Genomic DNA, 15885 nt, shown 5'->3' with positions numbered 1-15885 from the left:
CGGCTCCTCACGAAGACAGGTCGGGTGGCACGGCCGCGACCGCGATCACGGCCGCGTGCGCGGCGACGTCGAGCCCGGCGTCCGGCCACGAGCGCGGGCCCGAGTCGGGCGTCGCGGTGTCGAGCAGGATCCGGTAATCGAGCACGGGCGCGGGCGGCAGGAACGTGATGGTCTCGGCCGATGCGTTCAGCATCACGAGCAACGCCTCGGTGCGTCCGGTGCGGCCGGTGCCGACGCGCCGCATCGTCAGCGCGCGGCGTTCGCCGTCTTCCCACGCGGGGACGGTCAGCGCGTCGCCGCGTTCGTCGAACCAGCCGATCTCGCGCATGCCGGGCGCGCCGTCGCGGTCGCCGTTCGGATAGCGCGGCGACGACATCACCGGATACATGCGCCGCAGCGCGGCGAGCCGCGACACGAAGCGCGTCATCTGCACGCCTTCGTCGCCGTGCGCCAGGTCCCAGTCGAGCCACGACAGTTCGTTATCCTGGCAATACGCGTTGTTGTTGCCGTGCTGCGTGCGGCCGAATTCGTCGCCGGCCACCAGCATCGGCGTGCCGAGCGCGGTAAACAGCGTCGCGAGCATCGAGCGCGCGACGCGCGAGCGCACGTCGCGGATCTTCGCGTCGTCGGTCGGCCCTTCGACGCCCCAGTTCGCGCTGCAGTTGTCGTCGCGGCCGTCGCGGTTGTCCTCGCCGTTCGCGTCGTTGTGCTTGCCCGCATACGACACGAGGTCGGCCAGCGTGAAGCCGTCGTGCGCGGTGACGAAATTGACCGACGCCCACGTGCGGCGCCGCCCGTGATTGAACAGGTCGGCCGAGCCCGACAGGCGCGCGGCCAGTTCCGGGCGCTGCCCCGCGTCGCCGCGCCAGAAGCGCCGCACGGTGTCGCGAAACCGGTCGTTCCATTCGGCGAAGCCGGGCGGGTGGCGGCCGAGCTGATAGCCGCCGGGGCCGAGATCCCACGGCTCGGTGATCAGCTTGCGCTGCGCGAGCACCGGGTCCTGCCGCAACGCGTCGAAGAACCCCGCGCCGGGCTCGAAGCCGTGATCCTCGCGGCCGAGCGTCACGCCGAGATCGAAGCGGAAACCGTCGACGTTGAACGCGGTCGCCCAGTAGCGCAGCGAATCCATCACCATCTGCACGACGCGCGGATGCGACATGTTCAGCGTGTTGCCGCAGCCGGTTTCGTCGACGTGGTAACGCGGATCGTCGGGCAGCAGCCGGTAATAGCTCGCGTTGTCGAGGCCGCGCCACGACAGCGTGGGCCCGAGCTGGTTGCCTTCGCACGTGTGGTTGTAGACGACGTCGAGCACGACTTCGATGCCGGCCGCGTGCAACTGGCGTACCGCGATACGCATCTCGTCGAGCCTGCGGGTCGTCAGGTACGACGGCTCCGGCGCGAAGAACGCGGCCGTGTCGTAGCCCCAGTAGTTGCGCAGCCCGCGTTTCACGAGCTCGCGCTGCTGCAGGAACGCATGGATCGGCAGCAGCTCGACCGTCGTCACGCCGATCGACAGCAGGTGATCGACGAACGCCGGATGCGCGAGCGACGCGAACGTGCCGCGCTCCGGCGGGCGCAGCCCGGCGCGGCGCATCGACGCGCCGCGCACGTGGGTCTCGTAGATCACGGTGCTGCGCCACGGCACGTTCGGTCGGCGGTCGGTGCTCCAGTCGAACGCTTCGTCGACGACCACGGCTTTCGGCATCGCGGGCGCCGAATCGCGGCGGTCCATCGACAGGTCGGCCCGGTTCGAATGCACGCGATAGCCGAACAGCGCGTCCGACCAGCGGAACTGGCCGACCAGCTTGCGCGCGTACGGGTCGAGCAGCAGCTTGGTCGGATTGAAGCGGTGGCCGTGCTGCGGCTGGTACGGGCCGTCCGCGCGGAACCCGTACACGGTGCCCGGATGCGCGTTCGGCAGATAGCCGTGCCACACCTCGTCGGTGCATTCGGGCAGATCGAGGCGCGCGAGTTCCTTGCGGCCGGTCGGATCGAACACGCACAGCTGAATCCGGTGCGCGTGCGCGGAAAACACCGCGAAGTTGGTCCCGAGGCCGTCCCAGGTCGCGCCGAGCGGGTAGCTGCGGCCGGGTTCGAGACGGTCGGGCAGGGCGGTCGGCATGGGGGTGGATCTCCGTATCGGGGAGGTGAGTGATCAGGCGGGAGTCAGCCACAGCGTCGCGAGCGGCGGCAGGCGCAACGTCGCCGACCACGCTTCGCCGTGCGCGGGCACGGCTTCGGCCCATACGGCGCCGTCGTTGCCGGCGTTGGTGCCGCCGTACGTCGCGGCATCGGTGTTCATCAGTTCGCGCCAATGACCGGGCGCGGGCAGCCCGAGCCGGTAACCGGCGCGCGGCACGGGCGTGAAGTTGCAGACGGCGACGACCAGATGCCCCGCATCGTCGCGGCGCGCGAACGCGAACACGCTGTTGTCGCGGTCGTCGCCGATCAGCCAGGAGAACCCGGCCGCGTGGCAGTCGAGCGCATGCAGCGCCGATTCGGCCGCATACGCGCGGTTGAGATCGCGCACCAGCCGCTGCACGCCGCGATGCGCGGGCGCGTCGAGCAAGTCCCAATGCGGCGTCGCATCGTGCGCGAACTCCGCCCATTGCGCGAATTCGCTGCCCATGAACAGCAGCTTCTTGCCGGGATGCGCCCACATGAAGCCGAAATACGCGCGCAGCGTCGCGAGCCGCTGCCACGCGTCGCCGGGCATCTTCGCGACGAGCGAGCCCTTGCCGTGCACGACCTCGTCGTGCGACAGCGGCAGCACGAAGCGTTCGGAGAACGCGTATACGAGCCCGAACGTCATCCGGTCGTGGTGATAGCGGCGGTGGATCGGGTCTTCGTGCAGATACGCGAGCGTGTCGTGCATCCAGCCCATGTTCCACTTGAAGTCGAAGCCGAGCCCGCCGTCGGCGGTCGGCGCGGTGACGCCCGGCCACGCGGTCGATTCCTCCGCGACGGTGACGACGCCGGCCGGCGCGGCGTCGCCGTGCAGCGTGTCGTTCAGCCGGCGCAGGAACGCGACCGATTCGAGGTTCTCGCGGCCGCCATACACGTTCGGCACCCATTCGCCTGCCTTGCGCGAATAGTCGCGGTACAGCATCGACGCGACCGCGTCGACGCGGATGCCGTCGACGTGATAGCGGCGCGCCCACGCGAGCGCCGATGCGACCAGGAACGCGCTGACCTCGGTGCGCCCGACATTGAACACGCAGGTGTTCCAGTCGGGATGCATCCCCTCGCGCGGGTCGGCATGCTCGTACAGCGCGCTGCCGTCGAATTGCGCGAGCCCGTGCGCATCGTTCGGAAAATGCGCGGGCACCCAGTCGACCAGCACGCCGATGCCGGCCGCGTGCGCGCGATCGACGAAGCGCGCGAAGCCGTCGACCGGCCCGAAGCGCGCGGACGGCGCGAACTGCGCGAGCGGCTGGTAGCCCCACGAGCCGCCGAACGGGTATTCGGCGATCGGCATGAACTCGACGTGCGTGAAGCCCATCCCCTTCACGTACGGAATCAGGCGCTCGGCGAGTTCGTCCCACGTCGCGCTGCGTTCCATCTGTTCGGGGATGCGCAGCCACGATTCCGGATGCACCTCGTAGATCGACCACGGCACGCGGTAGCGATCGTTGCGCGGCCGCGCGTGCATCCAGCCGTCGTCGTGCCACGCGAATGCGTGGAGCGCCGCGACGTCCGCGACCACCGACGCCGTGCGCGGCGGCGCCTCGGTCGCCCGCGCGCACGGATCGGCCTTGTGCGGCAGCACGCGCCCGTCGGGTGCGCGCAGTTCGTACTTGTAGCGTTCGCCCGGGCCGATGCCCGGCACGAACAGCTCCCACACGCCCGACGGCCGCCGCAGTCGCATCGGATGGCGGCGCCCGTCCCATGCATTGAAATCGCCGACCACCGATACGCGCTGCGCGTTCGGCGCCCACACCGCGAAACGCACGCCGTCGGTATCGTCGATGCGCACCGGTGTCGCGCCGAGGCAGTCGAGCACGGCTTCGGGATCGCCGGCCGAGAAGCGCGCAAGCGCCGCTTCGTCGAGCAGCGTGCCGAACGCGTATGCGTCGTCGGTCACCTGATGCGCGTTCGGCCAGTCGATCGCGAGCAAATAGTGTGGCGAGCCGCCGTCGCGCGCGATCGTCCCCGCGAAGCAGCCGGCGCGATCGACGCACGCGAGCGCGCCGAGTTCGGCGCCGTCCGGCGACAGCGCACGCACGCGCTCGGCGCCGGGCAACAGTGCCCGCACGACGACCTGGTCAGCCTGTTCGTGCGGGCCGAGGCACGCGAACGGGTCGGGGTGGCGGCCGGCGAGCAGCGCGTCGATATCGGCGCGCGCGAACAGCGTGTCGGTCATGGGTGTCCTCCGTCGTCGGGCAGCACGCCGTCCCCGAGCAGCCGGTCGACCAGCGCCGCGAGCCCGCCGACCGGCACGCTCAGCCAGTCGGGCCGGTTCGAGGCTTCGTAGCACAGCTCGTACGACGCCTTGTCGATCAGGAACAGCGCCAGCAGGCGGTCCGCGTAGTGCGGATCGACGAAGCGCGCGGGCGCGTGGTCGGCGGCCGCGCGATAGCATTCGACGAAGCGGTCGGCCGCGGCCTGCCCGAAGCGGTCGAACAGCGCGCGCTTGCGGCCGGCCGCCTGCGGCGGCGCTTTTTCGATCGCGAACTGCGCGGTCGCGCTCACGTACGACAGCGAGCGCAGCAGGCCGGCCACGTCGCGCAGCGGATGCGATTTCGCGCGACGCCGTTCGAGCGCACGCGCCGGTTCGCCTTCGAAGTCGATCAGCAGTGCGTCGCCCTGCACGTCGAGCACCTGGCCCAGATGGAAATCGCCGTGAATCCGCGTGCATTGCGCGTCGAGCGTGCGCGGCACGAGTTCGCCGAGCGCCTCGACGGCCGCGTCGCGCGACGCGAGCAGCGCGTCGGCCGACGCACGGGTGGCCGGATCGAGCGCATCGAGCCGCGTGCGCAGCACGTCGAGCGCGCGCTCGAACGAGGCGATCGCGTCCACGCACCAGCCGTCGACGTGATCGGGCGTCGCGCGCTCCGGCGCGAACGCCGGATCGTCGGACGGCTGCGCGAGCGCGACGTGCAACTGGCCGAGCCGCGTGCCGATGATGCCCGCGAACGCCGCGTAGCCGAGCAGCGCGTCGGGCTCCTCGTCCGTTTCGGCGGCCTCGCCTTCGTCCGCGGCCGGCAGCGCGAGCTCGTCGATCGCGCGCCGCAGGAAATCGAACGAACGCGTCCACGCGTCGCCCTGGTTGTCGACATAGCGCTGCAGGATCGCGACCGTATGCGGCGTGCCGTCCGGATCGACGTGCACGACTTCGCCGGCCAGCGTCGCGGTGCTCGCATAGCCGATGCGCGTCAGGTGCCGGCTCATTTCGGCTTCCGGATGAATGCCGTGCGCGACCTTGCGCACCAGCTTCAGCACGATCGCGTCGCCGATCACGAGCGAGCTGTTGCTCTGCTCGGCCGCGAGCCAGCGCACTTCCGCGTCGTCGCCCGGGTCGAGCCCGGCGAGCGCGTCTTCCGGCAGAAAGGTGAGCCGGCCGCCGTCGGACATCGGCACCGTCGCGCCGTCGCGCAGCTTGCGCAGCATGCCGCGCGCGAACGCCGGCAGCGCGAACGCGTCGGTCAGGTAGCCGACCGTATGGCCGCGCCGCACGCGCGCGAGCGCCAGTTGCGCGAACAGCGGATGGGACGTCTCGCCACCCCACGCGGCCGCGAGCGGCACCACGTAGCGTTCGACGCGGCCGTCGCTTGCGGACACCCACGCCTCCGCGTACTGGAACGGCTCGTCCGGAATCGGGGTGACGACGTTCAGCCACGCGTCGCCGATCTTGCGATCCTTCGATGCGAACCAGCGCCGCCGCGCGAGCCACGACGCGAGCGCGTCGTGCGCGAGCGCATGCAGTTGCGAGACGTCCGGCCGCGTATCGCCGCGCCGCATCACGAGCGTCACGTATTCGGGCAGCGGCTCCGCATGCGGCTGCCGCCACGACGGCTCGCGGCCATGCTCGGCGAGCACGAACCACAGGAACCCGTACGGCGGGAAGGTGAGGAGATACGGGAGCTGGCCGATCGGCGGGAACGGCGAATCGGACGTCATCTCGATCGGCACGCGGCCCGCGAATTCGGACAGGTCGAGTTCGACGGCCTGCGACGCGCGCGACAGGTTCGCGACGCACAGCACCGGTTCGTGGCCGTCCAGCTCGCGCAGGTACGCGAGCACCTTGCGGTTGTCCGGGCGCAGGAAGCGGATCGTGCCGCGCCCGAACGCCTGCGACGCGCGGCGCGTCGCGAGGATGCGCCGCGTCCAGTTCAGCAGCGAATGCGGGTCGCGCGTCTGCGCCTCGACGTTGATCGCGTCATAGCCGTACAGCGAGCCCATCACCGGCGGCAGCACCAGCAGTTCGGGATCGGCGCGCGAGAAGCCGCCGTTGCGGTCCGATGACCACTGCATCGGCGTGCGCACGCCGTCGCGATCGCCGAGGTGGATGTTGTCGCCCATCCCGAGCTCGTCGCCGTAGTAGATCACCGGCGTGCCGGGCATCGACAGCAGCAGCGAATTGATCAGCTCGATGCGGCGCCGGTCGCGCTCCATCAGCGGCGCGAGCCGGCGCCGGATGCCGAGGTTCAGCCGCGCGCGGCGGTCGCTCGCATAGGTTTGCCACAGCAGGTCGCGTTCCGAATCGGTGACCATCTCGAGCGTCAGCTCGTCGTGGTTGCGCAGGAACACCGCCCACTGGTTGCTCGGCGCGAGCGCCGGCGTCTGCCGCATGATGTCGAGGATCGGGAAGCGATCCTCGCTCGCGATCGACATGTAGATGCGCGGCATCAGCGGGAAGTGGAACGCCATGTGGCATTCGTCCTCGTTGCCGAAGTATTCCTGCACGTCTTCCGGCCACTGGTTCGCTTCCGCGAGCAGCATCCGGTTCGGATACTCGGCGTCGATCGTCGCGCGGATCCGCTTCAGGATCGCGTGCGTCTCCGGCAGGTTCTCGTTGTTGGTGCCTTCGCGCTCGACCAGGTACGGCACCGCGTCGAGCCGCAGCCCGTCGATGCCGAGATCGAGCCAGAAGCGCATCACCTGGATCACCTCGCGCACGACGGCCGGGTTGTCGAAGTTCAGGTCCGGCTGGTGCGAATAGAAGCGGTGCCAGTAATACTGGCCGGCCACTGGATCGTGCGTCCAGTTGGATGTTTCGGTATCCAGAAAGATGATCCGCGTGCCCGCGTATTTCGTGTCGGTGTCGGACCACACGTAGTAGTCGCGATGCGCGGAGCCCGGCTTCGCGCGGCGCGCGCGCTGGAACCACGGGTGCTGGTCCGACGTGTGGTTGATCACGAGCTCGGCGATCACGCGAATGCCGCGCGCATGCGCTTCGCGGATGAAGCGCCGCACGTCGGCCAGCGTGCCGTAGTCGGGATGCACGTCGCGGTAGTCGGCGATGTCGTAGCCGTCGTCGCGGCGCGGCGACGGATAGAACGGCAGCAGCCAGATCGTGTCGACGCCGAGTTCGGCGATGTAGTCGAGCTTCGCGATCAGGCCGGGGAAATCGCCGATGCCGTCGTTGTTCGAGTCGAAGAACGACTTCACGTGCACCTGGTAGATGATCGCGTCCTTGTACCACAGCGGATCGTCCGCACAGAGCGCGGGTTCGCGGCGGCGCGCGCGGCGCCGGCGCGGCGTGCCGGCCGGCGCGAGCGACGGGAATTGCGCGCGGCGCACGTCGTCGAGGGAATCTTCGCGTTTCATCATGCATGCGCTCCCGAAGGGCGGCGGGCGGGATCCGGTTCGGGCGCGGCCGCCCGCACGGCGCCCGGAGACGGCGCGAGCCGCCAGATTGCGTACGGCCGCACGTGCGGATCGAGCGACACGTACTGGCGATGGCCGCGCCAGGTTTGCGCGTGCGCGGCGTCCTGTTCGAGCGCATCGAGCGGTTCGCCGTCGGCCAGCCCGAGGCCGTGCCACAGCGCCGCATCGAGCGTGAAGTTCGCGGCCTGCGGATGCCACGGGTCGAGACTGATCGCGACGATCACCACGCTGTCGAACGCGGGCGTCGCCTTCATGAACACGAGCACCGAGTCGTTGTCGGCGTCGACGAACGTGAGACCGAGATGCGTCTGCAGTGCGGGGTGATCGCGGCGCGCGCGGTTCAGCCGCGCGATTTCCGTGCCGATATGCGCGGCCTTGCTCCAGTCGCGCGCGCGCAGCTCGTATTTCTCGGCATCCGCGTATTCCTCGCTGTCCGGCAGCGGCGCCGATTCGCCGAGCTCGAAGCCCGAGTACAGGCCCCACGAGCCGGCCAGCGTCGCCGCGAGCGCCGCGCGGATCACGAACTGCGAGCGCGGCGCGTTCTGCAGGTGGCGCGGGTTGATGTCGGGCGTGTTGACGAAGAAGTTCGGCCGGAAGAATTCGCGCGCGGGCCCGGCCGTCAGCTCGGTCAGGTAGTCGATGAAGTCGCGCTTCGACTCGCGCCACGTGAAGTACGTGTACGACTGCGAGAAGCCGACTTTCGCGAGGCGATACATCATCCCCGGCCGCGTGAACGCTTCGGACAGGAACACGACGTCCGGATGCCGGCCGCGCACGTCGTCGATCATCCATGCCCAGAACGGCAGCGGCTTCGTGTGCGGGTTGTCGACGCGGAAGATCCGCACGCCCGCGTCGACCCAGAACAGCACCGCGTCGCGCAGCGCGAGCCACAGGTCGGGCAGCGCGTCCGGCGCGTAGAAATCGGGGTTCACGATGTCCTGGTAGCGCTTCGGCGGATTTTCCGCGAAGCGCAGCGAGCCGTCGGGCCGCCACGCGAACCAGCCGGGATGCGCGGCGAGCCACGGGTGATCGGGCGAGCACTGGATCGCGAAATCGAGCGCGATCTCGAGCCCGTGCCCGCGCGCGGCGTCGACCAGCACACGGAACGAGTCGAGCGTGCCGAGCTGCGGATGCACGGCCGTGTGGCCGCCGTCGGGCGAGCCGATCGCGTACGGGCTGCCGACGTCGTCGGGGCCGGCAGTCAGGCTGTTGTTGCGGCCCTTGCGCGCGGACGTGCCGATCGGGTGGATCGGCGGGAAATACAGCACGTCGAAACCCATGTCGCGGATGCGCGGCAAATGCGCGATCACGTCGTCGAACGTGCCGTGCCGGTGCGGATCGTCGCTGGCCGAGCGCGGAAACATCTCGTACCAGCTCGAGAAGCGTGCCTTGCGGCGTTCGACGTCGACCGGGTAGATCGTCGCGTCGTGCGTGACGAACGGGCGGTAGCGCAGCGCCGCGAATGCATCGGCGAGCGCGGACCCGCCAATCAGCGCGAGGCGGTCGTCGGGCGACGCGTCCTTGAGCTCCGCGACGAACTGTTTCATCCGCGTGACCGCGCGCGGGTCGGCCGGCTCGGCGAGCTTCAGCGCGGTCGCGAGCAGCAGTTGCGCTTCGCGCACCTCCAGCGTCACGTCCTGGCCGGCCGCGCGCTTCTTCGCGATGTCGGTGACGAGCGACGCCCAGTCGTCGCGCCATGCGACCACGCGGAATTCATGGCGACCGAGCCGGTCGAGCGTGACGCACGCGTGCCAGCGATCGTTCGGCTCGGCTTCGAACGGCACTTCGCGCCATTCGTCGTCGCCCGCGGCGCGCCACTGCAGCACGGCCGCCAGATGCGCGTGCCCGTCGGTGAAGATCGATGCGCTCACGACGAGCGGCTCGCCGATCACGCGCTTGATCGCGAAGCGGCCGTCGTCGACCGACGGCTCGACGCGCTCGACCGCGATCCGGTCGGCCGCGAGCGCCGCCGACAGCGCGGTGCGCTCGCGGGCGGCGTCGGCGCGCGTCGTGATGGGCGGCGCCCGCCATGCATGCAGCAACGCATACGCGCCGGGCGCGAGCGTGAACGACTCGAGCGCGGCCGGCGGCTGCGTGTGCGCGCCGGCCTGCGTGGCGACGCGCGTGAAGCCGCCCGGCACGCCGGGCAGGATCGTCGCGGGGTCGACCGTGGCGGGTGCGTCGAGATCGGGATTCAATGCGATCAGCAATGCCGCGTCATCGTGTTCGAGCGACGGCCCGGTGCCGCGCAGCAGCGCGGTCGCGTTTGCGCCCGGCGCGCTCAGTTGCACGATTTCGCCGCGCGCCGCCGCGACGGGCGTCGCGCGGCGCCATGCGTTCGCATCGGCGAGCGCGCCCGACAGGTCGAAACGCGCGTGCTCGAATGCGGCGCGGTAGCGCGCGGCATCCGCGTCGCGCGCCATCAGCGGCACCGTCACGCCGCGCTCGAAACCCATCGGCACGAACCAGCCGGTGCCGACGGCCGCCGCTGTCCACAGCGCGCGGCGATACGCGCGGGCGACGGTGTCGTCCGGCGCGTCGGGCCAGTCGTCGGCGAGACGCGGGCCGTCGGGCGCATCGGGAAACGCGATCGGCGCGCCGATGCGCCGCAGCAGCCGGTGTTCGTCCGCGAACCACGGCGCGCGCAGGTCCCACCAGCGCACCGATGAAAACACCGCGTCGAACCCGGCCGCTTCGAGCTGCGCGAGCGCGTCGCGCGCATGGCCGGGTACGCCCGCGAGCACCGCGACGTCCGGGCGCGCCCGGCGCAGCGCCGCGCGCCAGCCGGGCCACCAGTCGGCCGGCAGATGATGCGGCGCGTCGATCAGGAAGCCGGCCGCGCCCGCGTCGGCGAACGTCGCGAGATGCGCGCACCACCATGCCGACAGCGCGTCGCGCACCGCTTCGTCGCCGGGGTTCGCATGCGCGATGTCGAGCGCATGCGCGGCGCCGCGCGGGTCGATCAACGCGTCGTCGTACGCGCGCTCGACGTACCAGTCCGGATGCTCGGCGCGCAGCGGGTTCTCGCGCGCGATGCGATCGGGGACGACTTCGAGCAGCACGCGCAGCCCATGACCCTTCGCCAGGTGCGCGAGGCGCGAGAAGGTTTCGAGCGCGCTCGCGCGGGTCGCGAACGACTGGGCCGGCCGCCGGAAGTCGGCGACGTGGCGCGGAAAGCCGGCGACGCTCGCGGCCCAGAACGCACCGACCAGCACGTGATCGAAGCCCATTCCCGCGATATGCGCGAAGGTCTGCGGCCAGGCGTCGAGCGGTCCGACGAGGCGGGCGTCGCAGAAGTAGAGGTGCGGAGCGAACGGCGGTGTGGAGTCCATGGCGTGGCGTGAGCGGGTGGCGCGAGCGGTAAAGCCGGTGCGTCGCAATCTGCGTGCCTGCTGCGCGATTCCCTGCGGGCACGGCGTGTGCGGAAAGCCGGCCTGAAAGGGCCTGTCGTTTTTACATGACCGCCGGACTCGCGCATGGTCTACATGCGTGGCACCGAGCGGATGTCCGAACTGTCCCCCGTCGCCGCATCGTCGTCCGAAGTTGGAATCGGCACGCCGGGGTCATACCGCACCACCTTGCCGTGTTCGATCCGGTGCGGGAACGACGGCGGCTCGTCTACCTCGTCGCCGAAGCGCGCGCGCACGAACGCGCGCAGCAGCGCCACGCGCGCAGCAGCGCCACGCGCGCATCGCGGCCGCGCGCGCCGCAGGTCGACGGGCCGTCGACGAAGGTCGCGTCGCATTCGACGTCGTCGCCGTGGCGGGCGATCCGCAGGTCCTCCACGCGATCGAGCACCGCGCCCGCGTCGGCCCACGATGCCGATGGCGCGAACGGCGCGTCGAGATGCCGGAACGCGTCGCACGCGGCCGTCACGACGACGGTCGGCGCGACGGCCGTGAAGCGCAGCGTGTCTTCGTCATCGGCGCACAACGCGCGTGCGCACCAGTAATCGAGATCCTTTCCGTCGAGTGCGTCGATTCGCATGAGCTGCCTCCGTCGGATCGAAAAACGGCTCATCGCGCAAGCGCCGTGCCCGTCGCCGGCGTCGCGCGCATCCGGGCCACCAGCGGATAGTGGTCGGACGCGTGCCGCGCCCGCGCGCTGCGATGCACGACCACGTCGACCAGCAGCTCGCCCGGATGAATCCAGATCCGGTCCAGCGAGAACATCGGCCACACGGTCGGGAACGTGCGCGGCGCCGGCGCGCGCCGGAACCGCGTGACGAGCGCCTGCAGCGCGCGGCCGCGCACGAACCATTCGTTGATGTCGCCGAGCAGGACCACCGGCATCGCGCCCGTGTCGAACGCCGCGAGCAGCCGCTGCACCTGCGCGCTGCGTTCGCTCGCCGACAGCCCGAGATGCGTCGCGACCACGCGGATCGGGCCCGCGCTGCAGTCGATGTCGGCGTCGAGCGCGCCGCGCGGCTCGCGCGGGTGGAACGACAGGTCGAGCGTGCGCGCCGCGCGGATCGGGCAGCGCGACAGCACCGCGTTGCCGTAGCGGCGCTCCGGCGTATCGATCGTCGGGCCGGCCACCGCGTGCATGCCGGTCGCGTCGCGCAGGTGCGCGAGCACGTCCGGCACACGCGTGCCGCCGAGCGGCACTTCCTGCAGCGCGATCACGTCCGCGTCGAGTTCGTCGATCACGGCCGCGATCCGGTCGACCGCGCGCGCCGGCCACGCGCCGTGGCCGCCGTGAATGTTGTAGGTCGCGATCCGCAGGTCGCGCCCGCCCGGCGCGGCGGCGGGCGCCGCGTCGGCGGTGACGACGTGCGGCGGCGGGGCCGGGTCTTGGCTCAGCGCCATCGTCGCAGCACCCTCACGAGCAGGATCGACACGCCGACCAGCGCGAGGCCGATCGCCGCGAGCCACGCGAACGCGCCGGGCCCCGGATGGCTGAGCGCGGCGGTCAGCTGATGCGCGAACGTGACGGTCAGCACGATGCCGGGCAGCATCCCGAGCGCGGTGCCGATCAGGTAGTCGCGCAGCCCGATGTGCGATGCGCCGGCGACGAGATTCACGACGGTGAACGGCGCGATCGGCAGCAGCCGCAGCACGGCCATCGCGACCACGCCGCGCCGGCCGATGTGCTCGCTCAGCCGGTTCGCGCGCGCGCCGGCGAGCCGGCGCACCGCGTCGCGCCCGAGCCAGCGGCCGAGCGCGTAGGTCGCGGCGGCGGCCGCCATCGAGCCGACGCCCGCATACGCGAAGCCCGGCCACGCGCCGAACACGAGCCCCGTCGCGGCGATCAGCAGCGTGATCGGCACCGCGAAGGTCGCGGCGATCACGTAGGCCGCGAGCAGCAGCACCGGCGCGCCCGGCAGCCGCGCGATGCCGGCCACCGCGTGCGACAGCGACGCGACGTTCAGGTGCGCGCCCAGCGGTGTGAAGCGCCACGCGAGCGCGAGCGCGGCGATCGCGAGCACCACCGCGCCCAGCACGAAAAAGCGCGCGGTGAGCGAGCGATGCTGCTCGTGCGGCACGAATTCGCGGACGAACCGGTCCGGCTCGATCGGCTGCTCGGGATCGAGCCGCGCGCTGACCGGCACGAGCGCCTCGAACTGCGGCGACACGGCCGGGTCGAGCGTGCGCAGCGTGCGGCCCGGTTTCGCGCGCAGCCGGTCGAGCACGATGTTCGGCCGTTCTCCGCCCGCGAACGCGTCGGCCACCGCCGCGGGCGTCGTACCGAGGTGCTCGGCCAGCAGCCGCTCGCGCATGCCGGCGATCGCCGCGCGAACGCGGGCATCGCCGGCCGCGACCAGCGCGATGCAGCATTCGGTGTCGAGCACCATCGAGCGGTTATTGAGGTTCGCGCTGCCGATCACGATGCATTCGTCGTCGACGATCGCGACCTTGCTGTGCACGTTCACGCACCCGTCGCCGAGCCCGTCGACGTGCGGATACAGCAGCCGGTAGCGGTCGAAGCGGTCGGCCGACGCGAGCGTCGCGTGCAGCCGCGCGCGCAGCACGCCCATCGTCGCTTCCTGCAGCCAGCCGCTCTGCACGCGCGGCGCGACGACCGTCACGTCCGGCCCGTGCGCGTCGGCGAGGCGCGCGGACAACGCTTCGCGCACCACCGCCGCGGTGAAGTACTGGTTCTCGACATACAGGTGCCGCTGCGCGGCGCGGATCGTGTCCTCGACGAGCGCGCGCACCTGGGTGACCGGCTCGCGGCCGCCGTGACGCGGCGCCGTATACGCGATGCCGAGCCGCACGTCGCGTACGTCGACGCGCGCGTCGGGCGGCCACGGATCGGGGTCGTCGGGCCGGTCGAGATGCCGCTGCGCGCGGATCGCGATCGGACGCCCGCACGCCTGCAGCCAGCGGGCACGTGCCTGTTCGCCGATCGCGGCGGCCGCGTCGCCGTCGAACATCGCGTGCACGTCGTGGAACGGCCCGTACGGCATGCCGTGCTCGTCGCGGCGGCGCGGGTCGTCGGCCGCATGCGCGGGCGTGTCCCAGCGGGCGCGCGTCAGGTCGAGGCCGCCGACGAACGCGAGCCGGTCGTCGATCACGACCAGCTTCTGGTGATGCGACGCGCCGCGCGGGTGCGCATCGTCGAGCCGGAACCGGATGCCGCGATGCGCGCGCCAGCCAGCCCGATACACGGGCGGCCAGTCGCGCTCCAGCGCGTAGATCATCGCAAAATCCCACGCGAGCACGTAGATGCGCAGATTGTGGCGGGCGGACGCGAGCGCGTGCAGGAAGGCCGCGAGCGTATCGGGCAACGTGTCGTCGGCGCCGCCCGGCGCGAGCCGCATCCGGCTGTCCACGTCCCAGCCGACGATGAACACCGTATGGCGCGCGCGCAGCAGCGCGGCGCGCAGCGTCGAGAAGTACGCGTCGCCGTCGACCAGCATCGCGAAGCGGTCCGCGTGGCGGATCGTGTCGCAGTTGCGCCCGCGTTCGAGCAGGCCGTGCCGCGAAGGGCCGTCCGCGGGCGCGGGGGCGACGCGCCGGTCGTCGGCGCGGGTCACGCGGTCCGCCACGATCATCGTGCGCCGACGTCCCGGTCGCCGTCGATCCGCTGCAACAGCGCGTCGCAGCGCGCGCGCAGCGCCTGCAATTCCGGCGAATGCGCGTCGAGCCGCACGCGTTCGCCGCTCTGCGGGTCGCCGTGCGTGATCGCGATGTCGTAGATCTCCTGCGCGATCGTCGCCGACGCGTGCGCGATCCTGATCCGGTCGAGCCACTCGCAGTCGGCGTGCCGGCACGCGAGCCACGCGCGCAACGCGCCGACCAGCTGGCTGGTCGTGAGCCACGCGCCGCCGCGCATGCGGGCAGCGAGCTGGCTCGTCACGAGATAGGAGAGCAGGTCGGTCTGGGTCACACGAAACTCCTTGACGAGGTGTCGGGTTGACAGGTCCGTACGCACGCGATGTTTTGCAGCGTTTCGCAGATCGCCGCGAATTCCGGCCCGCTCGTGCGCGAGAACGAGACGGAGATGTCGTCGGTGTCCGGATCGTCGTCCGACTGCTGGACGATGAACCGTTTCACGCGCACGCGGCCGGGGCCGAGCGCCTCGTGCAGCGTGCCGAGCGTCAGGCCGCCGCGTTCCGCCACGAGCAGCAGCGTGCGCTGCTGGCGCTGCGCGATGAAGCGGCGCTCAAGCGGCTTCACGCCCGCGAGGATCGCGAGCACGATCGCCGTCGCGCCGACCGACGCAACCACCATGCCGCCGCCCGCGGCGAGCCCGACGCCGGCCACCGCCCACAGGCTCGCGGCCGTCGTCAGCCCGCGCACCACTTCGCCGCGCAGCAGGATCGAGCCCGCGCCGAGAAAGCCGATGCCGGACACGACCTGCGCGGCGACCCGCGACGGATCGACCACGACGCCGTTCAGCCCGCGCACGTCCTCGAAGCCGAACGTCGACACCAGCATCACGAGCGCGGAGCCCACGCACACGAGCATGTGCGTGCGCAGCCCGGCGGCCCAGTTCAGGCGTTCGCGTTCGAGCCCGATCACGCTGCCGAGCAGCGCGGCCAGCAGCAGGCGTCCCAGCAATTCGAGGTGGCCGATCATGATGTGCATCCCATCCGGCCCTGCGCGAGGC

Annotated in this window: 9 protein-coding genes; all 9 read right to left on the bottom strand. The window is 71.3% G+C overall.

Annotated features, from left to right (window positions below; genetic code table 11):
- Positions 1-7: 7 nt before the first annotated feature.
- Positions 8-2122: a glycogen debranching protein GlgX gene (gene glgX / locus JYG37_RS32375; protein ID WP_213346690.1), complete on the bottom strand. Its 2115-nt coding sequence runs from the start codon at positions 2120-2122 to the stop codon at positions 8-10.
- Between the two features lie 33 nt (positions 2123-2155).
- A complete protein-coding gene (gene glgB / locus JYG37_RS32370; RefSeq protein ID WP_213346689.1) occupies positions 2156-4363 on the bottom strand; it encodes a 1,4-alpha-glucan branching protein GlgB in 2208 nt (735 codons plus the stop codon).
- Entirely contained in the window at positions 4360-7770 is a 3411-nt protein-coding gene (gene treS / locus JYG37_RS32365; protein ID WP_089490475.1) for a maltose alpha-D-glucosyltransferase, read from the bottom strand. Before treS ends, glgB begins: the two co-directional genes overlap by 4 nt.
- Complete coding sequence (locus JYG37_RS32360) at positions 7770-11162, bottom strand: maltotransferase domain-containing protein (protein WP_213346688.1); 3393 nt, start codon at positions 11160-11162, stop codon at positions 7770-7772. The genes treS and JYG37_RS32360 overlap by 1 nt, the downstream gene beginning before the upstream one ends.
- Positions 11163-11448: 286 nt before the next feature.
- Entirely contained in the window at positions 11449-11817 is a 369-nt protein-coding gene (locus JYG37_RS32355; RefSeq protein ID WP_502776077.1) for a hypothetical protein, read from the bottom strand.
- A gap of 29 nt (positions 11818-11846) precedes the next feature.
- Positions 11847-12638 (bottom strand): endonuclease/exonuclease/phosphatase family protein, encoded by a 792-nt coding sequence (locus JYG37_RS32350; protein ID WP_213346687.1) that lies wholly within the window; start codon positions 12636-12638, stop codon positions 11847-11849.
- Positions 12629-14827 carry a VTT domain-containing protein gene (locus tag JYG37_RS32345; RefSeq protein WP_050013962.1) on the bottom strand — a complete coding sequence of 733 codons (2199 nt, stop codon included), beginning with the start codon at positions 14825-14827 and terminating at the stop codon, positions 12629-12631. Before JYG37_RS32345 ends, JYG37_RS32350 begins: the two co-directional genes overlap by 10 nt.
- On the bottom strand, positions 14824-15162 hold the full coding sequence (locus tag JYG37_RS32340) for a hypothetical protein (protein WP_050013961.1): 339 nt from the start codon (positions 15160-15162) through the stop codon (positions 14824-14826). Before JYG37_RS32340 ends, JYG37_RS32345 begins: the two co-directional genes overlap by 4 nt.
- Positions 15159-15854 (bottom strand): MgtC/SapB family protein, encoded by a 696-nt coding sequence (locus JYG37_RS32335; RefSeq protein ID WP_050013960.1) that lies wholly within the window; start codon positions 15852-15854, stop codon positions 15159-15161. Before JYG37_RS32335 ends, JYG37_RS32340 begins: the two co-directional genes overlap by 4 nt.
- Between the last annotated feature and the right edge of the window lie 31 nt (positions 15855-15885).

Source organism: Burkholderia sp. LAS2 (assembly GCF_018417615.1).
Taxonomy (GTDB): Bacteria; Pseudomonadota; Gammaproteobacteria; order Burkholderiales; family Burkholderiaceae; genus Burkholderia; species Burkholderia sola.
The sequence above is the reverse complement of the archived record's forward strand: the minus strand, read 5'-3'. Positions and strand labels throughout refer to the sequence as shown.

Coding starts and splice junctions, on each gene's coding strand:
- JYG37_RS32345 (WP_050013962.1), bottom strand. CDS start 14,827: ATGATCGTGGCGGACCGCGTGACCCGCGCCGACGACCGGCGCGTCGCC.
- JYG37_RS32335 (WP_050013960.1), bottom strand. CDS start 15,854: ATGATCGGCCACCTCGAATTGCTGGGACGCCTGCTGCTGGCCGCGCTG.
- glgX (WP_213346690.1), bottom strand. CDS start 2,122: ATGCCGACCGCCCTGCCCGACCGTCTCGAACCCGGCCGCAGCTACCCG.
- treS (WP_089490475.1), bottom strand. CDS start 7,770: ATGAAACGCGAAGATTCCCTCGACGACGTGCGCCGCGCGCAATTCCCG.
- JYG37_RS32360 (WP_213346688.1), bottom strand. CDS start 11,162: ATGGACTCCACACCGCCGTTCGCTCCGCACCTCTACTTCTGCGACGCC.
- JYG37_RS32350 (WP_213346687.1), bottom strand. CDS start 12,638: ATGGCGCTGAGCCAAGACCCGGCCCCGCCGCCGCACGTCGTCACCGCC.
- glgB (WP_213346689.1), bottom strand. CDS start 4,363: ATGACCGACACGCTGTTCGCGCGCGCCGATATCGACGCGCTGCTCGCC.
- JYG37_RS32355 (WP_502776077.1), bottom strand. CDS start 11,817: ATGCGAATCGACGCACTCGACGGAAAGGATCTCGATTACTGGTGCGCA.